We start from the raw sequence: 20,522 nt of genomic DNA, 5'->3' as shown, positions 1-20,522 counted from the left end.
AGTGATATTCTTTATAGATTTATAATTTTTCTACTTTAGTGATTTTTCCTTTACCTTGTGTCACCACATTTACAGCAGCTGTAATGGCGGCTAAGATGTTTCCCGGAACAGGGGCAGGACCTTGCGATGCTTCCCGCTTCACAGGAACCACTTCTTCAGGAGCATACTTGTTGACTAATGTAATCAACAACTTACCTAAATAAATCACAATCAGCAGAATAACAAATACGGTAGCCATTCCGACCACCATCAGCAGGATCGCTGTTTCGATATTTTCCATATAATAAACTATTAGTATTTTAAGTTGTTCGTCTAAAAAGCGTCCGAAAATACCAAATTTTTATTATAAAATAAATTAAGAAAGGAATATAATGTATAAAAACGTCATTTCTCTGATTGGAAAACTGGGGAAGTTTAATGATTTATGATTTATGATTTATGATTTATGATTTATGATTTATGATTTAGCGTGCCATCCACATCTAAACTAAATTCCCATTTATCTTATTTACTATCTGCTTCTATTGCATAACCCAAATAGTAAATGGTAAATAGTCCAATAGTAAATCGTCCTATCTATTGTTCCTACAAAAAATGTGAGAGAAAGCCCCTCAACTTTCTCTCACACTCTGATAAAACAATTATTAAATAAAAATACTCAATGATAGACCGGTTCAGCCCTTTTCTGGTTTCATACTCTCTTAACCTACTATTAAACTACCAGATAAAACCGGCCTTGTTAAACCTCTCATGCGCCATCACGGCTTTCATTCTTTTAATTAGCGTAGCAGTCTAGTTGAAAAACCCTTTTTTTAAGCCAACTAAGTCTGTTTAATCGGAAAAAACAAGCCTCTAAAGCTCATATCACGTCCGATGAGGGAATCTTTCCAGCTTACGTTTGTGGCAGGAATAATTCATCTGCCGCTGTCTATTGTTTGCTTTGAGCCCTAGTTTGCATTTCTTTTAAAACATTGTTTGTTTTGGGTTAAATTTAAATTTTATAAAAAGCATCTATTGTTTGTTTTGAGTTTAGCTTGTAATTCTCTATAAAACATCTATTGTTTGTTCTGAATCCCGGCCTTATTTCTGCCGGATAATTTCTAATTTCTTCTACTACAACATTTAATCTTCTAATCAATTCTACCGTTTTCTTCAAATATCATTAAATAGCTCATCTATTAGAAAGAGAAGCATCTGTTGTTTTTTTACCAAGAAAAAATGAAGAAAATTTGAAGAAAAACAAAAAAGCCTCTTCTGGATAGTCAGAAGAGGCTTTTTTTATTGCAAAATAATTTCTTTCCCTCGAATTTGATAACTGATCCCACACGATCCAAAGACTTTTTCCAGTGTGGCGTTCAGGTCTTTCGTTAAGACCGTCCCGTTGTAGGTCAGCCCCTCGCATTTCTCATGTCCGACGACTGTTACTTCAAATATATGCTCAATATCTGCCACTACATTTATTAGCGGATCGTCTTCATACCCCAACACCTCGGGGAACTCCGATTCTTCTGCCTTTTTCTCTACCGGCACAATCTTGTTCTCATCGCAATGAACGCTTTCCCCGGCAAGCAATGTACGCTTACCTACAGCAGTCTCGACTTGCACACTTCCTTCCTCACAGTTGACGGTCATCTTCTTTCCTTGCTGATCGATGAGGAATTTCGTTCCCAGTACGGTTACGTCGCCGGCTTCTGTACGGACCGTGAATGTCTTGCCTTTGGTTACGTTAAAAGAGGCTTTACCCAATAGTTGCAATTTGCGCTCCCAAAGCCATGTGATATGATTGTAAGTCAGGCGGGAATTTTCCATCACCTGCACAGTACTGCCATCCGGCAATTCATAGTTCATAGCAGTGTTATCAGTCACCACCTTTTCTTCTGCCAGGAAGTAACCGCCTATCCCCAAAAGAAGGACAACTGCCGCTGCCACTCCCCATGAGAAAGAGAAACTTCTCCCCGCACCTTGCTTTCTTCTCCGGCTTAAGGCGATCTTATGGCTCTCCTCACGTTGCAACTTCAGCTTATCACCTATTTCTTTTTTACGAGAAAAGATTTCGCCAACCAGAGGAAGTTTTCCTTCTTCTAAGTATTTATCTAAAGATTCTGTCCACTTTTCCATATCTCACACCTCAATTAAAAATCCACAAATTAGCTGCTACCAACAACAAGAAAGATTTGCTCATACGCTCCCGCAAACTGGAGATAGCCATATGAGTAGTATTGTAAACCGTACGTGAAGTGAGTCCCATCACCTGGGCTATTTCTTCCGGACTCATCTTCTTATAATACTTAAGATACAATACCTCCCGCTGTTGCTTTGTCAAATTGTTCAGCTCTTTCTGCAAAACTTCTAGCTGTTCTTTTTCTAACTCTGAACGGATAATAGCAGTTTCAATATCAATCTCCAGATCAAACTGATATTCATTTGTGCCTACTTCATCCAGTGATTTTAATGAGCCACTATTCTCCTTTTTCAGTTCGTTCACTATCATGTGTCTCAACGAAACACATAAGTAAGCGGGTATGGATTGAGGAGCCGTGCAAGTTTCTCTTTTCTCAAAGATGTAAACAAACAACGACTGTATCGCCTCGGTTACCAGAGTCTCATCACCGGCTATCTTCATGCCATATCCATACAGTAAATCTGCATATTGCTCATAAAGCTGCCGGAATGCCTCTTCATCCCCTTGCTGAATTTTATCCCAGGATAGTGTCTTCATTTCTATTCACTCATTTATATGAGATATTTTTTTCCTTTTTTTACCTGATTTTTTAGTTAAAATCAACGGAATATGTTTTAAAACTCACTTGTAAAGTGGAATTTGATGTGTTTAAAGTCCATCTGCGCCATCTGAAGTACATAACCGGAGTCTGCCAGGAACACATCGCGCCCTTCTCTATCCTTTGCCATATACTGGTATTTACGTTTCTTGAAGGCTTCCAGTTCTGCGGGATCATCGCTTTCTACCCAACAGGCTTTATAAAGACTTACCGGTTCCCAGCGACAGGACGCATTGTATTCATTCAACAAACGGTACTGAATGACCTCAAACTGCAACTGTCCCACCGTACCGATAATCTTACGGCCATTGAACTGATTGACAAACAACTGTGCCACACCTTCATCCATCAACTGATCGATACCTTTCGCCAACTGTTTCTGCTTCATCGGATCGGCATTTTCAATATACTTGAACATCTCCGGCGAGAAGCTCGGCAATCCGCGGAAATGAAGCATTTCACCTTCTGTCAGCGTATCGCCAATCTTAAAGGTACCATTATCCGGCAGACCGATAATATCTCCTGCATAAGCTTCATCAATCGTTGTTTTACGCTGTGCCATAAACTGGGTAGGCGACGAAAAACGCATGGTCTTTCCATGACGGACGTGTGTATATGGAGCATTGCGAACAAACTTACCGGAACAAATCTTACAGAATGCCACACAAGAACGATGGTTGGGATCAATGTTGGCGGTTATCTTAAAGATGAATCCGGTAAATTTCGGTTCGTCAGGTTTCACTTCACGCTCTTCTGCCTGTACAGGACGAGGGCTGGGAGCTATCTCTACGAAACAGTTCAGCAACTCTTGCACACCGAAGTTGTTCAGCGCTGATCCAAAGAATACAGGCGCACAGTCTCCTGCCAAATAGGATTCAGAATCAAATTCCGGATAAACACCCTCAATCAGTTCCAAATCGCCACGCAGTTTGTCTGCCAACGACTTGCCAATCTGCTGATCCAGTTCTTCCGAATGAATATCGACTGCCACTTTCTCTGTTACCATCTGTTTGGATGGCTGATACAAGTCCAGTTTCTGTTCATAGATATTGTATACCCCTTTAAAACGTGCTCCCTGCTCTATCGGCCAGGACAAGGGACGAACCTGAATCATCAGTTCTTCTTCAAGTTCATCAAGCAAATCGAACGGATCTTTTCCTTCACGGTCCATTTTGTTGACGAAGATTATTACCGGAGTCTTTCTCATACGGCACACCTCCATCAGTTTACGTGTCTGCGTTTCCACACCTTTCGCACCGTCTACAACGATGATAACACTGTCTACAGCTGTCAGTGTGCGATATGTATCTTCGGCAAAGTCCTGGTGACCGGGAGTATCGAGAATGTTAATCTTATAGTCCCGATAGTCGAATTCCATCACGGAAGTCGTTACCGAAATACCACGTTGTTTCTCGATTTCCATCCAGTCGGACGTAGCCGTCTTTTTAATCTTATTACTCTTTACAGCACCTGCTACCTGTATCTGACCACCGAAAAGCAATAGCTTTTCCGTCAATGATGTCTTACCGGCATCCGGATGCGCAATAATGGCGAACGTTCGCCGTCTCAAAATTTCTGTATTATCTGCCATATATTAATATGAATGAAGAATGAAGAATGATGAATGATGAATGATGAAAGAAGAATTGTTACGCTATCTATAAAGCCGCATCGAAATTCTTCATTCTTCATTTTTCATTCCTAATTTTATCAAGCATTGTTTGAGGCTCTCCTCCCAATGAGGAATCTCTATATCGAACGTTGTTTTTATTTTTGTTTTATCAAGCACGGAATATGCCGGGCGGTTTGCTTTCGCGGGATATTCGGCTGTATGCAAAGGTTTCACTTTGCAGGTGGTTATTCCTGCCAGACGATGAATAGCTACCGTGAAATCATACCAGGAACAAACTCCCTCATTGCTGAAATGGTAGATACCGCGAACAATACCTTTATTAATAATAGCATAGATGGCCCGTGCCAGGTCATTGGCATACGTCGGAGTCCCGATCTGGTCGAAAACAACTCCCAGGCTGTCACGCTCTTTTCCAAGACGAAGCATCGTCTTTACGAAATTATTGCCAAAAATAGAATAGAGCCATGCGGTACGGATAACGACTGCTTGCTCGCAGTGATTCATTACCTCCTTTTCTCCTTCCAGTTTAGTGGTGCCGTATACAGAATCCGGGCAAGGATTGCAGTCTTCCGTGTATGGAGTATGCGCAGTACCGTCAAATACATAGTCAGTAGATACTTGTATCATGGCAGCACCATTGGCTTGTGCTGCACTTGCCAGTTGTTTCGGTGCTTCACAATTCAATTTGTATGCTAATTCTTGATTATCTTCAGCTTTATCTACAGCTGTATAAGCAGCACAATTAACAACAAGCTCAATCTGCTTCTCTGCCATATAAGTCCACACAGCTTGCTTGTCACAGATATCGAGTTCCTGCACATCTGTGAAATAATACGTATGTTGCGGGTTCTCTTTCGCAAGCACCTGCATCTCATTGCCAAGCTGACCGTTGGCACCCGTTACTAAAATTCTCATTTATTCATCCAGTTTTAATTCACCTTTACGGTCTTTATCATAATAATTTGCCAACATAGAAAGGAAACTAGTGATAGCTTCCACTGCCTTGGCAGTTCCTTCGCTGATAGGCTTCTTTTGAAGACGAAGCAGGAGTACTCCATACAACGCTTCAAAACAGGTTTCCAGTTCGGGTTCATCTTTCTTGCCGTTTTTATTCCGTAATTCTACGATAAACGGTAATGCCTTGAAATAAGCAGCACTGTAAAAAGGAAATTTAGGAGAAGAGGACAATGCGTTGTGCAACTCTGTCAGATTGATAATTACATTTTTATTAATCTGCAGATGACCCTTTTCCCGTACTCCTTCCTCGCCCATCATCGTAATCAGGTTGGTATACCATTCTCGCATGGCAGGCCGCTGTTCTTCCGGATAGCGGGCAATTACATTTGCCTCCATCTCTTCCGGTTCACAATGATTGGCACGGATCAAGTCTTCCTCTTGCCACATATATATAAGGTATTCGGCAATATTCTTCTCTTTCAGTTGTTGTGCTATCTGATTCATTATGTTATCTCTTAATAAAGTGACTCTCCCAACAAAGTATAAATCAATCCGGCAACAGATACCAGCATTACGATACTTCCTACAACACGATTCAGTATCCAGATACCACGTAAATTGAATTTAGTGCGCACCTTATTCACAAAATAAGTGATACCCAACCACCAGGTCAATGCTCCTATAGCAATTGCAAGATATCCCGTGATCTCTTCAAAGACCAGCACCCCCGGCTGCACAAAGGCAAAACGGGCGAAAAGTCCGATAAACAGAAAGATTATCAAGGGATTGGAGAGAGTGACGAAAAATGCGGTAATAAAGTTATGGAAATAAGAACCTTTGCTGGAGGAAGCCGGACGAATGGACTGCACCGGGTTGCTACGAAAGGTATATATACCAAAAAGGAGTAGCATGATGCTCCCCAATAATTGCAGATAGAAAATATTCTTATTAATATAATCGAACACAAAGCTCATCCCGTAGCCGGTGAGCAAAGCGTATGCTATATCGCTCAAAGAGGCTCCCAGACCTGTTACAAATCCATACCAACGCCCCTTATTCAAAGTCCTCTGGATGCATAATACGCCCACCGGACCGAGGGGTGCGGACACAACAACGCCAATAATAAAGCCTTTCACTAATATATCGAATATTGTCTCTATCTGAATCATGTCGCAAATATCGCACTTTTTTGTGATATGGGGATAGTATATTAACGTTTTTTCCACACAAGAATCACTATATATAGCGATAATAAGTAAAACGTACATCGAAAATAAACATATTAAATAAGGTATAGGAATTTATTCTCTATTTTTTTCCTACCACCAACGAAATTGATTATCTTTGCGCCACAGAAAAAGAGAAGAGTTTCTCCTGCAGGAACTTCAATCGTAAAATCGTAAATCGTAAAATCGTAAATATACAACATGATTCTTTTTTTCAGAACCCCTTCCAAGAGCGTGATTGCCGTAGAGAGCAACCATCAGCTCACCCCTGACGAAAGTAATAAACTCTGCTGGCTTTTTGGCGAAGCCGTGATGGAAAGTGAAGAAAACCTGAAAGGCTGTTTCGTTGGCCCACGCCGCGAAATGATCACTCCCTGGAGTACAAACGCAGTAGAAATCACCCAAAACATGGGGCTCGAAGGCATAAGCCGCATCGAGGAGTACTTCCCTGTTAAGGACGAAAATGCCGATTACGACCCGATGCTCCAACGCATGTACAAAGGACTCGACCAAAACGTATTCACGACAAACCGTCAGCCGGAACCAATCATCTACATTGAAGATCTCGAAGTGTACAACGAAAAAGAAGGTTTGGCTCTTTCCAAAGAAGAAATGGACTACCTGAAGAAAGTAGAAAAGGACCTCGGACGGAAGCTGACCGACTCTGAAGTATTCGGTTTCGCACAAATCAACTCCGAACACTGCCGCCACAAAATTTTCGGCGGAACGTTTATCATCGACGGCGTAGAGCAGGAATCTTCCCTGTTCCAGATGATTAAAAAGACTACACAGGAAAATCCGAATAAAATAATCTCTGCTTATAAAGATAACGTAGCCTTCGCTGAAGGTCCGGTTGTGGAACAATTTGCTCCGGCAGATCATTCAAAACCTGATTTCTTCCAAGTAAAGGACATCAAGAGTGTTATCTCACTGAAAGCGGAAACTCATAACTTCCCTACTACTGTTGAGCCATTCAATGGTGCTTCTACCGGTACCGGCGGTGAAATCCGCGACCGTATGGGTGGTGGTAAAGGTTCATGGCCGATTGCGGGTACTGCAGTCTACATGACTTCTTATCCACGCACAGAAGAAGGACGCGAATGGGAAGAGATTCTTCCGGTACGCAAATGGCTATACCAGACTCCGGAACAGATTCTAATCAAAGCATCCAATGGTGCTTCCGACTTCGGTAACAAGTTCGGCCAACCGCTGATCTGCGGTTCGGTACTGACTTTCGAACATACAGAAAACAAAGAAGTTTATGGTTACGACAAAGTAATCATGCTTGCCGGTGGTGTTGGTTACGGTACACAACGCGACTGCCTGAAAGGCACACCGGAAGCTGGAAACAAAGTAGTGGTTATCGGTGGTGACAACTACCGTATCGGACTGGGTGGCGGTTCCGTATCTTCTGTTGATACCGGTCGTTACAGCAGTGGCATCGAGTTGAATGCCGTGCAACGTGCCAACGCAGAAATGCAAAAACGTGCCAATAACGTAGTACGCGCTCTTTGTGAAGAAGAGGTGAATCCGGTGGTTTCTATCCATGACCACGGATCTGCCGGACACGTAAACTGTCTGTCCGAACTCGTGGAAGAATGTGGTGGTTTGATCGATATGAGCAAGTTGCCTATCGGTGACAAGACTTTGTCTGCCAAAGAAATCATCGCTAACGAAAGTCAGGAACGTATGGGTCTGCTGATTAAAGAAGAGGCTATTGAACATGTACGTAAGATTGCCGAACGCGAACGCGCTCCAATGTACGTAGTCGGTGAAACAACCGGTGATCATCGTTTCGCTTTCCAACAGGCTGACGGTGTACGTCCGTTCGACCTTGCCGTAGAACAGATGTTCGGTTCTTCTCCCAAAACCTATATGGTAGACAAGACCGTAGAACGTCATTATGAAATGCCGAAATACGAATTGTCTAAACTACATGAATATCTGACGAATGTATTGCAGCTTGAAGCTGTAGCCTGCAAAGACTGGTTGACAAACAAGGTAGACCGTTCGGTAACAGGCAAAGTGGCTCGTCAGCAATGTCAGGGTGAACTTCAGTTGCCGTTGAGCGACTGCGGTGTCGTAGCACTCGACTACCGTGGCGAGAAAGGTATCGCTACCTCTATCGGACATGCTCCGCAAGCAGCATTGGCTGATCCGGCTGCCGGCTCTATTCTTTCTGTATCCGAAGCGCTGACCAATCTTGTTTGGGCTCCAATGGCGGAAGGTATGGATAGCATTTCACTGTCTGCCAACTGGATGTGGCCTTGCCGCTCTCAAGAAGGTGAAGATGCCCGTCTTTACACAGCTGTAAAAGCTTTAAGCGATTTCTGTTGCGCGCTGCAGATCAATGTTCCTACCGGAAAAGACTCTCTATCTATGACACAGAAGTATCCGAACGGCGAGAAAGTGATTTCTCCGGGAACTGTGATTGTTTCTGCCGGTGGTGAAGTTTCCGACGTGAAGAAAGTGGTATCTCCGGTATTGGTTAACAATGAAAAGACTACGCTTTATCATATTGACTTCAGCTTCGATGAACTGAAACTGGGTGGTTCGGCTTTTGCACAATCTCTGGGTAAAGTTGGTGACGAAGTACCTTGCGTACAAGATGCCGAATATTTCCGTGATGCTTTCCTTGCCGTACAGGAACTTGTCAACAAAGGATTGATTCTTGCAGGACACGATATCTCTGCCGGTGGTTTGATCACTACATTGCTCGAAATGTGCTTCTCTAATGTAGAAGGCGGTATGGAAATCAGCCTCGACAAGATGAAAGAACAGGATATCGTTAAGATTCTGTTTGCTGAAAATCCGGGTATCGTTATCCAGATCAGCGACAAGCATAAGGATGAAGTGAAGAAGATTCTGGAAGATGCAGGCGTAGGCTATATAAAGCTGGGTAAACCGACTGACGAACGCCACATTTTGGTATCTAAAGACGGTGCTACTTACCAGTTTGGTATCGATTATATGCGTGACGTATGGTATTCTTCTTCTTACCTGCTCGACCGCAAACAATCTATGAACGGTTGCGCAAAAGCACGTTTTGAAAACTATAAGATGCAACCTGTTGAATTCGCTTTCATGCCGGAATTCAAAGGTAAGCTTTCTCAATACGGTATTACTCCGGATCGTCGTACCCCAAGCGGTATCCGTGCGGCTATCATCCGTGAGAAGGGTACAAACGGTGAGCGCGAAATGGCTTACTCACTCTATTTGGCAGGTTTCGACGTAAAAGACGTTACAATGACCGACCTCATCAGCGGACGCGAAACACTGGAAGACGTAAACATGATCGTTTACTGCGGTGGTTTCTCTAACTCCGATGTACTGGGTTCTGCTAAAGGATGGGCAGGCGCATTCCTGTTCAACCCGAAAGCTAAAGAAGCATTGGATAAATTTTATGCACGCGAAGATACATTGTCATTGGGTGTCTGCAACGGTTGCCAGCTGATGATGGAACTCAATCTTATCAACCCGGAACTGAAGAAGAAAGGAAAAATGCTACATAACAATTCACACAAATTCGAATCACGCTTCCTTGGTCTTACTATCCCGACTAACCGCAGTGTGATGTTCGGCTCTTTAAGTGGAAGCAAACTGGGTATCTGGGTAGCTCACGGAGAAGGAAAATTCTCTTTGCCATATGACGAAGATAAATATAATGTAGTAGCGAAGTATAGCTATGATGAATATCCGGGCAATCCGAACGGTTCCGATTATTCTATCGCAGCACTGGCCAGCGCAGACGGACGCCACTTGGCTATCATGCCTCACTTGGAACGTTCCATCTTCCCATGGCAGAACGGTTGCTATCCGGCCGACCGCAAGAACAGCGATCAGGTTACTCCATGGATAGAAGCGTTTGTCAATGCCCGCAAGTGGGTGGAAGCGAAAATGAAATAAATCATTTCCATATTTTACAGAGGCTGGTACTTTAAATAGTGCCAGCCTCTTATTTTACGGAACTTTCCATTCTACCGGAAGACTTCTGATAGATACCAAAATACCGAAAACAAACAGTATATACAAATAGTTATAAAATAGTCTATTTTCTTCATTTTTGGAGCGCTGTTATCTTTCATCAAAATTTTGTAATATCAAAAAATCTTCTTAATTTTGTCAAACTTTCCCCCTCATAAAAGATTCAATAACCCTTAAAAGTCCTATTTGTATGAAAAAATGGCTTTTTCTAATCTTATTGTTTCCTCTAATTTGTGTCGCGCAGACGTATCGATATCTCGGAGTGGAGGATGGGTTAAGTAACCGGCGGGTTTACTGCATTCAAAAAGATAAAACCGGATACATGTGGTTCCTCACGCACGAAGGTATTGATCGATACAATGGAAAAGAGTTTAAACGATATAAGTTAATGGATGGTGACGCAGAAGTGAACTCTCTGTTAAATCTAAACTGGCTTTATATTGATCAGGAAGGAGTCTTATGGGAAATCGGGAAAAAAGGAAAAGTATTCCGGTATGACCAGATTCACGACTGCTTCAGTCTTGTATATAAATTACCGATGGAAAGTTTCAGCGAACAGCCGGACCCGGTCACTTATGCCTGGCTCGACCAGAACAAACACATCTGGCTATGCAATAAAGATACTATCTTTCTCTATAATACGGACACCAAACAAGTCACCCATATAAAGAATGATATAAGTGAAGAAATCACTGATATTGAACAAATAGACGAATCGCATTTCTTCATCGGTACGGAAATGGGGATTCATTATGCCCAATTAGAAAACAACGCATTGAAACTTATCAATTGCGATAAGTTGGAGAGCGTGAAAGCCCAAGTAAGCGATTTACACTTCGACAAAAAGATTCGGAAACTATTCATCGGCACTTTCTTGCGGGGAATTATGGTTTATGATATGAATACCAAATCCGTCATACGACCGGATTATAACCTGAAAGATATCAGTATCACACGGTTCAAGCCGCTAAATGACAAAGAGTTATTAATAGCTACCGATGGCGGAGGAGTACACAAAATAAATATGGATACTTATCAAATAGTACCCGAAATTGTGGCTGATTATAACAGTAATTGTGGCATGAACGGTAACAGTATCAATGACATTTTTGTGGATGATGAAGAACGGATATGGCTGGCTAATTATCCCATCGGAATCACGATACAAAACAACCGTTATACGAGCTACAAATGGATTAAGCACTCCATCGGTAACAAACAGTCTTTAATCAACGATCAAGTAAATGCCATTATTGAAGACAGAGAGGGAGATTTATGGTTTGCAACGAACAATGGCATCAGTTTTTTTAATTCAAAGACCGGACAATGGCGATCGGTGCTTAGTGCTTTTGAAGAGTCGCAAGGTAATAAAAGCCATATCTTTCTTACTATATGCGAAGTGGCTCCCGGAATTATCTGGGCAGGCGGGTACTCTTCCGGTGCTTACCAGATAGATAAGAAAACGTTCAGTGTCAGCTATTTCATGCCGCCTTTGTACACTCATACAAACAAGCGACCGGATAAATATATACGTGATATTCGTACAGATATGCAGGGTTATATCTGGTCGGGAGGATTCTACAACCTCAAGCGTATTAATCTGAAGACGCAGGAAGTACGGTTTTATGATGGATTAAATTCCATTACCGCCATCGTTGAGAAAGATGAAAAAAGTATGTGGATCGGTAGTGCCACCGGCCTATGTCTTTTAGATAAAGAATCCGGAAAATTCGAGCGCATAAAACTTCCGGTAGAGTCGAACTATATCTATTCCCTGTACCAAGCAAAAAACGGTTCATTGTATATAGGTACCAGCGGGTCGGGACTATTGATTTACGATATTAATAAAAAACTGTTCACTCATTACCACACGGAAAACTGTGCTTTGATATCCAATAATATCTATACCATATTATCGGATGCGGACAAAGATATAATCATGAGTACAGAAAGCGGATTGACAAGTTTTTATCCCAATGAGAAAAAATTCTATAACTGGACCAAAGATATGGGATTGATGACCACCCATTTCAATGCGCTATCAGGTACGTTACGGAAAAACAATAAATTCATTTTAGGCAGTTCTGACGGAGCAGTGGAATTTGACAAGGATATGAAATTGCCCAGAAGTTATTCTTCTAAAATGATTTTCAGCGATTTCAAGCTTTTTTATCAAACAATCTATCCGGGTGATGAGGATTCTCCGTTGAAAGCAAGCATCAATGATACAAAGGTACTAAAGTTAAAATACAATCAAAACAGATTCTCTTTGCAGGTTTCTTCCATCAACTATGACTATCCTTCCAATATTCTTTACTCTTGGAGGCTAGAAGGTTTCTATGATAAATGGAGCAAACCCGGAACAGAGAACACGATTCGTTACACCAATCTTGCCCCGGGCAAATATACGCTAAGGGTACGTGCCATCTCCAATGAAGACAAACGCATCATGCTTGAAGAAAGAAGTATGGATATTATCATAGCCCAACCTTTCTGGCTGACATTCTGGGCCATGCTGGTTTATACAGCTATCCTTTGTCTCATTGCCATCGTCCTATTGCGTATACTGATTTTGAGGAAGCAACGCAAAGTCTCCGATGAGAAAATACACTTCTTTATCAATACGGCACATGATATCCGTACCCCATTGACGCTTATCAAAGCACCTTTGGAAGAACTACGCGAGAAAGAGGAGTTGAGTAAAGAAGGTATTTCGAACATGAATACGGCATTACGAAACGTAAATGCCCTATTACGTCTTACCACCAATCTTATCAACTTTGAAAGAGCGGACGTATATTCTTCCGAATTATATATTTCAGAGCATGAGCTAAACACGTTTATGAATGAAATATTCAACGCGTTCCAGCAGTACGCCAACATCAAACATATCAACTTCACTTATGAAAGTAATTTCAGGTATATGAACGTATGGTTTGATAAAGAAAAGATGGAATCTATCTTTAAGAACATCATTTCGAACGCACTGAAATATACTCCGGAAAATGGAAATGTACAGGTTTTCGTTTCAGAAACATCTGACTCATGGAGCGTGGAAGTCAGAGACACAGGAATCGGCATCCCGGCCAATGAACAAAAGAAATTGTTCAAACTTCATTTCCGTGGCAGCAATGCTATTAATTCCAAAGTAACAGGAAGTGGTATCGGACTGATGCTTGTATGGAAGCTAGTCCGCCTGCATAAAGGAAAGATTAATCTGTCAAGCATCGAAAACCAGGGATCGGTTATCAAAATAACATTCCCTAAAGACAGCAAGCGCTTCCGGAAAGCACATCTGGCAACTCCGAGCAAACAGCGTATAGAAAATACGATTGATAACGTTCCGCCTCCATCACCTGAAATTTACGAAAATGCACAAAAGAAAGAGAACATTAATCATCGTCGCATCTTGATTGTGGAAGATAATGATGAGTTGCGCAACTATCTGTCGCAAACGTTATCCGAGGAGTATTTCGTACAGGTTTGCTCCAATGGAAAAGAAGCATTGACGATTATTCCCGAGTACAAACCAGAGCTGGTTATTTCAGACATTATGATGCCTGAAATGCGGGGGGATGAATTATGCCAAGCTATCAAGAATAATATCGAAACCTCCCACATTCCTGTTATCCTGCTGACTGCTTTGAATAATGAGAAAGATATTCTCTCGGGACTTCAGATTGGTGCGGATGAATACGTTGTGAAGCCATTCAATATTGGTATATTGAAAGCTAATGTTGCCAATCTGCTGGCTAACCGTGCACTATTGCGCAGCAAATTCGCAAATTTAGATCTGAATGATGAGGAAAATGATGAAGACTGCATCAACTGTTCGCAAGACATTGACTGGAAATTCATAGCAAACGTCAAAAAGAACGTGGAAGATAACATTGACAATCCTGCTCTCACGGTAGATGTATTATGCAGCCTGATGGGAATGAGTCGCACAAGTTTTTACAATAAATTAAGGGCATTAACCGATCAGGCACCGGGAGATTATATCCGGCTGATTCGTCTGAAACGTGCCGTACAATTACTAAAAGAAGACACACATAGCATAACAGAAATTGCAGAAATGACGGGATTCAGTGACGCCAAGTACTTCCGCGAAGTATTTAAGAAGCATTATAATGTAAGTCCCAGTCAATATGGCAAAGAGAAAAAAGCAGTTAGTAAGGAAGGAGGAGAAAAGAAAGAATGAACATTTATCTCGAAGCATTTGGAATCTTTTTTAAAATAGGCGCCTTTACTATTGGAGGAGGATATGCAATGGTGCCACTGATTGAAAATGAAATTGTCACCAAACGGAAATGGATTGCGCAGGAAGATTTTATCGATCTGCTGGCTATCTCCCAATCCGCACCGGGAATTTTGGCAGTCAATATTTCTATCTTTATAGGATATAAGCTGCGTGGAATCCGGGGAAGTATTATCACAGCATTGGGAACAATTTTGCCGTCTTTCATTATTATATTGGCTATCGCCCTGTTCTTTCATAGTTTCAAAGACAATCCGATAGTGGAACGTATTTTTAAAGGAATTCGCCCGGCAGTGGTGGCACTCATCGCGGCGCCGACCTTTACCATGGGACGATCCGCAAAAATCAACCGCTACAATCTGTGGATTCCTGTTGTCTCGGCAATATTAATCTGGCTGTTGGGCTTCTCCCCTATCTGGATTATTATTGCGGCCGGTGTAGGAGGTTTCCTGTGGGGGAAATTTAGAAAAGTTGAGAGTTGAGAATGGAGAGTTGAGAAGGCGCGGATTAACGCTGTTGTTTTACAGATTCATAATTCTAAAAGCCGGGAAATCCGTGTAATCCATGCCTAAAATTATTATATAATAAATTATTAATCACATGATTTACCTACAGTTATTCTATACATTTTTCAAGATCGGGCTCTTTGGCTTCGGTGGCGGTTATGCCATGCTTTCCATGATTCAAGGCGAAGTGGTAACCCGCTATGGATGGGTGAGTTCGCAGGAGTTCACGGATATTGTCGCAATCAGCCAAATGACTCCAGGACCTATTGGTATCAACGCAGCTACTTATGTAGGGTTTACTTCTACGGGTAGCGTATGGGGTTCCATCATTGCTACCTTTGCCGTAGTCCTTCCCTCTTTCATCTTGATGTTGACCATCAGTAAATTCTTCCTAAAATACCAGAAACATCCGATAGTAGAATCTATTTTTAATGGATTACGCCCGGCAGTAGTCGGATTACTCGCCTCCGCCGCGTTGGTATTAATGAACGCAGAAAACTTCGGTTCGCCTACGGAAGATACTTATTCATTCGTTATCAGTATCATTATCTTTCTGATTGCATTCATCGGAACAAGAAAATATAAAGCCAATCCGATATTAATGATTATCGCCTGTGGTATTGCAGGTTTGCTGCTCTATTAATAACGAGCGGCTGAACAGTAAACAAAAAAACAGTAAACAAAAAAACGGTGAATAAACTGCGTTATCATTCAGCAGAGTGTTCACCGTTTTATCGTTGTTTATTCTATACCTTTACAGTTTTAACTTCTTACTTACGGATTTCGATTCATTATGTAAACGATCTAAAGCTGTCACTACATAACGGCATTTTGTTTTTCCTGTTTCATAAGGAAGTCTATAGAATGGATTGCGCGTGATAGCTACAATATGAGAAGGATCGTCCAAATTCACCTTTTCTTTACTGTCAAAACGATAGACTACATATTGAACTGCCTTATCCATCTCTGTATCAGCTTTCGGAGCTGTCCAAAAAAGGATATAGCCATCTTCCGTCCATACCTTTTTCATTTTACGTACCTTGCCCGGAGCTTTATCATCCATAAAATCAAAGACTGGAATCAAAGCAGGATATTTATGATATTCACTGATTAAAGCATCGCGATATCTACCCTGGTTCTCAACAACAGCTGCTGCATACCATTGACAGCTACCTCCGATTGTTTGGTAAGCACGTTGCAAAGCCATCTTGCGGGGAAGCTGATTGATAGAAGAATTCTGCGGATCGGCAAACTGAACTGTCTTTGGCACCGACTGACCAATGAACAACGGCCGGTTTTCCGAATGAGTAGCCCACCATTTCACCAGTGTCTCATAGTCGGCAGCTTTGTGGCCAATCTCCCAGTAAATTTGCGGAATATTATAATCAATCCATCCTTCACGTGCCCAAAGGAGTACATCGGCATAAAGATCATCATAGTTCTGCAAACCATTGGTGTTGCTTCCCAATGGATCGCTCTTCTGATTACGATAAATACCGAACGGACTGATACCAAACTTCACCCAAGGCTTGATGCCACGAATCGTTTCGTGAAGCTTCTTTATCAACACATTCACATTACTACGACGCCAATCTGCCTTATTGGTGAAACCTCCACCATAACGGGCGAAACTTGCATCATCCGGAAAATCCAATCCATTAACCGGATAAGGATAGAAATAATCATCCATGTGAATAGCATCTACATCATAACGAGACACAATATCGGTCACAATTTTACAGATATGCTCCCGGCTTTCGGGAAGTGCCGGATCGAAATATAGCTGATCGCCATAAGTAACAAACCATTCCGGATGCTGGTGATAAATATGCTCCGGCGCCAACTTATTTTTTAATGAGGTCTTCACACGGTAAGGATTGATCCAGGCATGAAACTCCATATTCCGTTTCTGACATTCTTCAATCATAAACTGCATCGGATCCCACATAGGAGAAGGCATCTGACCTTGCGTTCCTGTCAGAAAACGACTCCACGGTTCATGCTGGGAAGCATATAATGCATCCGCTTCAGGGCGTACCTGAAAGATGATTGCGTTAATACCAGCTTCCTGAAGAGAGTTCAACTGACTAATCAATATTTGTTTCAGCCTCTCTGTGGGAATGCCACGAAACTGACCGTTAACAGCTTGTATCCACGCTCCACGGAATTCACGTTTAGGATATTTATTGCCTGATGGCACCTGTGCCCTCACTCCTACCACCAGAAGAAGAGCTAAAAGTAAAAGATAGTTTTTCAGCTTCATAATATTCTTAAATCGTAATAATGTGACGCAAAGATAATACAAACTCTCGATAAATTCGCTAACTTTGCCGACTACCATAAAAAAGGAGTATTTTATGTCAGAAAACAACTATATTTCGATCAAAGGCGCACGAGTCAACAACCTCAAAAACATCGATGTAGATATTCCCCGCAACAAACTTGTTGTTATCACCGGATTGTCGGGTTCGGGAAAATCATCACTTGCTTTTGATACCCTTTATGCAGAGGGACAACGCCGCTACGTAGAAAGCTTAAGCAGCTACGCGCGTCAGTTCCTGGGGAGAATGAGCAAACCGGAGTGTGACTTTATCAAAGGGATTCCTCCCGCCATTGCCATCGAACAAAAAGTAAACAGCCGTAATCCCCGTTCCACCGTGGGCACCTCGACTGAAATTTACGAATATCTACGCCTGTTATATTCACGGGTGGGGAAAACGTATAGTCCCATCAGCGGGCAGGAAGTGAAGAAGCACTCCACAGAGGACATCGTCAACTGTATGCTTTCTTATCCGGAAGGCACAAGATATACGGTACTGACGCCTATCCGCCTGCGTGAAGACCGCACATTACAACAGCAATTGGAGATAGACCTGAAACAAGGATTCAACCGTATCGAAGTGAACGGTGAAATGAAACGAATCGATGAATATACGCCTGTGGCAGGTGATGAAGTCTATCTGCTGGTCGACCGTATGGCGGTTGCCACCAGCAAGGACGCCATCAGCCGACTGACTGATTCTGCCGAAACAGCCATGTATGAAGGCGACGGAACCTGTATGCTGCGTTTTTTTCTATCGGATGGAACTACGAAACTTCATACTTTCAGCACTAAATTCGAAGCGGACGGCATCATCTTTGAAGAACCGAACGACCAGATGTTTTCATTCAACTCGCCTATCGGCGCTTGTCCGGCGTGCGAAGGATTCGGCAAAGTAATCGGCATCGACGAGCACTTAGTCGTTCCGGATCGTTCATTATCGGTGTATGAAGGAGCTATCGTATGCTGGCGTGGCGAAAAGATGGGCGAATGGAAAGAAGAATTAATTCATAATGCGGAGAAATTCGACTTCCCCATTTTCACTCCTTATTATGAGTTGACAGACGCGCAACGCAGGTTACTTTGGGAGGGCAACCAATATTTCCACGGCATCAATGATTTTTTCAAGATGCTGGAAGAGAATCAATATAAGATACAATACCGGGTGATGTTGGCGCGTTACCGGGGAAAGACGCTTTGCCCGAAATGCCACGGCACCCGCCTGAAACCGGAAGCCGGATATGTACGGGTGGGCGGAAAGAATATTTCCGAACTGGTGGATTTGCCTATCACAGAACTGAAGCAATTCTTCGACCATCTGGAACTGGATGAGCACGACAGCAATGTGTCCCGACGTATCCTGATTGAAATAAATAGCCGAATTCGCTTTTTAATCGATGTAGGTTTGGGCTATCTGACGTTGAACCGACTTAGTAATTCCTTATCGGGTGGAGAAAGCCAGCGTATCAATCTGGCAACCTCGCTGGGAAGTAGCCTTGTGGGTAGTCTTTATATTCTCGACGAGCCAAGCATCGGACTGCATAGCCGTGACACAGACCGTCTGCTCCATGTGTTGCGTCAACTGCAACAATTAGGAAATACGGTAGTGGTGGTAGAGCACGATGAAGAAATTATCCGTGCAGCCGATTACATTATCGACATAGGTCCCAATGCCGGACGCCTAGGTGGAGAAGTTGTCTACCAGGGAGATATGAAGGATTTAAAGAAGGGAAGCAACAGTTATACGGTACGTTATCTTTTAGGAGAAGATGAAATACCCGTTCCGAAGCATCGCCGGCCATGGAATAACTATATAGAATTGAAAGGCGCACGTGAGAATAATCTGAAAGGAGTAAACGTACGTATCCCTCTCAATGTAATGACAGTTGTTACGGGTGTTTCCGGTTCCGGGAAGAGTACATTGGTAAGAGATATTTTCTTCCGGGCATTGAAACGTGAATTAGACGAATGTAGTGACCGACCGGGAGAATTCACTTCAATCGGAGGAAGTTTGCGTGACCTGCGGAATGTAGAATTTGTAGACCAGAACCCGATTGGCAAATCATCGCGCTCAAATCCGGTGACTTACATCAAGGCTTACGACGAAATCCGCAAACTATGGTCCGAACAGCCTTTGGCGAAACAAATGGGATATACCCCCGGATTCTTCAGTTTCAATAGCGAAGGCGGACGTTGCGAAGAGTGTAAAGGAGAAGGAACCATTACTGTAGAAATGCAATTTATGGCAGACTTGGTATTGGAGTGTGAATCTTGTCATGGAAAACGCTTCAAATCCGACACGCTGGAAGTGAAATTCAACGATAAAAGTATCTACGATGTATTGGAGATGACCGTCAACCAAGCGATTGAGTTCTTCAACGAACATGGACAGAAGAAAATTGTGAAGAAGTTGCTTCCTTTGCAGGATGTAGGACTGGGATATATCAAATTAGGACAGGCTTCTTCTACCCTTTCCGGTGGTGAAAACCAACGTGTCAAACTCGCATTTTATTTAAGTCAGGAGAAAGCTGACCCAACGATGTTTATCTTTGACGAACCGACTACAGGATTACACTTTCATGATATCCGCAAACTGCTGGATGCTTTCGACGCATTGATTCGCCGGGGACACAGCATCGTTATCATCGAGCATAACATGGACGTCATCAAATGTGCCGATTATGTAATCGATCTCGGACCGGAAGGTGGAGATAAAGGCGGAAATATCGTAGCAGTGGGTACCCCGGAAGAAGTTGCTGCCTGCGGAGCAAGCTATACAGGGCAGTTTCTGAAAGAAAAACTAGGATAAGCAATCGTCAAAACTATAATAATACATTTATGTAATTAAGCCCTTGCAG

13 protein-coding genes are annotated in these 20,522 nt (G+C 42.5%); 5 read left to right on the top strand and 8 right to left on the bottom strand.

Features of this window, described 5'->3' with window-relative positions; genetic code table 11:
• Positions 1-19 precede the first annotated feature (19 nt).
• The 7 genes from KTR06_RS05930 to KTR06_RS05900 form a co-directional block, all read right to left on the bottom strand.
• Entirely contained in the window at positions 20-280 is a 261-nt protein-coding gene (locus KTR06_RS05930; protein ID WP_004300941.1) for an OadG family protein, read from the bottom strand.
• A 998-nt stretch (positions 281-1,278) separates the two neighbouring features.
• Entirely contained in the window at positions 1,279-2,118 is an 840-nt protein-coding gene (locus KTR06_RS05925; protein ID WP_004304423.1) for a FecR family protein, read from the bottom strand.
• 10 nt (positions 2,119-2,128) lie between these two features.
• Complete coding sequence (locus KTR06_RS05920) at positions 2,129-2,719, bottom strand: RNA polymerase sigma factor (RefSeq protein WP_008025991.1); 591 nt, start codon at positions 2,717-2,719, stop codon at positions 2,129-2,131.
• 77 nt (positions 2,720-2,796) lie between these two features.
• Entirely contained in the window at positions 2,797-4,371 is a 1,575-nt protein-coding gene (locus KTR06_RS05915; RefSeq protein ID WP_004304425.1) for a peptide chain release factor 3, read from the bottom strand.
• 90 nt (positions 4,372-4,461) lie between these two features.
• Positions 4,462-5,328, bottom strand: a complete 867-nt coding sequence (gene rfbD, locus KTR06_RS05910; RefSeq protein WP_004304426.1) for a dTDP-4-dehydrorhamnose reductase — start codon at positions 5,326-5,328, stop codon at positions 4,462-4,464.
• Positions 5,329-5,874, bottom strand: coding sequence for a DUF4924 family protein (locus KTR06_RS05905; protein WP_004304427.1), 546 nt, complete (start codon positions 5,872-5,874; stop codon positions 5,329-5,331).
• 11 nt (positions 5,875-5,885) lie between these two features.
• Positions 5,886-6,539 (bottom strand): LysE family translocator, encoded by a 654-nt coding sequence (locus KTR06_RS05900; RefSeq protein ID WP_004310295.1) that lies wholly within the window; start codon positions 6,537-6,539, stop codon positions 5,886-5,888.
• A 258-nt stretch (positions 6,540-6,797) separates the two neighbouring features.
• On the opposite strand from KTR06_RS05900, the gene purL reads away from it, so the two are divergent.
• From purL to KTR06_RS05880, 4 genes are all read left to right on the top strand, one after another.
• A complete protein-coding gene (gene purL / locus KTR06_RS05895; RefSeq protein WP_009040525.1) occupies positions 6,798-10,502 on the top strand; it encodes a phosphoribosylformylglycinamidine synthase in 3,705 nt (1,234 codons plus the stop codon).
• A gap of 268 nt (positions 10,503-10,770) precedes the next feature.
• Positions 10,771-14,781 (top strand): two-component regulator propeller domain-containing protein, encoded by a 4,011-nt coding sequence (locus KTR06_RS05890; protein WP_008644839.1) that lies wholly within the window; start codon positions 10,771-10,773, stop codon positions 14,779-14,781.
• The gene (locus KTR06_RS05885) at positions 14,778-15,320 is read left to right on the top strand and encodes a chromate transporter (protein ID WP_004300957.1); all 543 of its coding nucleotides are present in this window, start codon (positions 14,778-14,780) and stop codon (positions 15,318-15,320) included. The genes KTR06_RS05890 and KTR06_RS05885 overlap by 4 nt, the downstream gene beginning before the upstream one ends.
• A 118-nt stretch (positions 15,321-15,438) precedes the next feature.
• On the top strand, positions 15,439-15,987 hold the full coding sequence (locus KTR06_RS05880) for a chromate transporter (RefSeq protein WP_004300958.1): 549 nt from the start codon (positions 15,439-15,441) through the stop codon (positions 15,985-15,987).
• Positions 15,988-16,098: 111 nt separating this feature from the next.
• On the opposite strand, the gene KTR06_RS05875 is transcribed toward KTR06_RS05880, so the two are convergent.
• Positions 16,099-17,685, bottom strand: a complete 1,587-nt coding sequence (locus tag KTR06_RS05875; RefSeq protein WP_004321541.1) for a glycoside hydrolase family 10 protein — start codon at positions 17,683-17,685, stop codon at positions 16,099-16,101.
• Between the two features lie 16 nt (positions 17,686-17,701).
• On the opposite strand from KTR06_RS05875, the gene uvrA reads away from it, so the two are divergent.
• Positions 17,702-20,473 carry an excinuclease ABC subunit UvrA gene (gene uvrA / locus KTR06_RS05870; protein ID WP_004321543.1) on the top strand — a complete coding sequence of 924 codons (2,772 nt, stop codon included), beginning with the start codon at positions 17,702-17,704 and terminating at the stop codon, positions 20,471-20,473.
• The last annotated feature ends 49 nt before the right edge of the window (positions 20,474-20,522 follow it).

The sequence above is a fragment of the Bacteroides sp. MSK.20.12 genome (assembly GCF_019052435.1).
In the GTDB taxonomy this organism is placed as follows: Bacteria; Bacteroidota; Bacteroidia; order Bacteroidales; family Bacteroidaceae; genus Bacteroides; species Bacteroides xylanisolvens.
The sequence above is the reverse complement of the archived record's forward strand: the minus strand, read 5'-3'. Positions and strand labels throughout refer to the sequence as shown.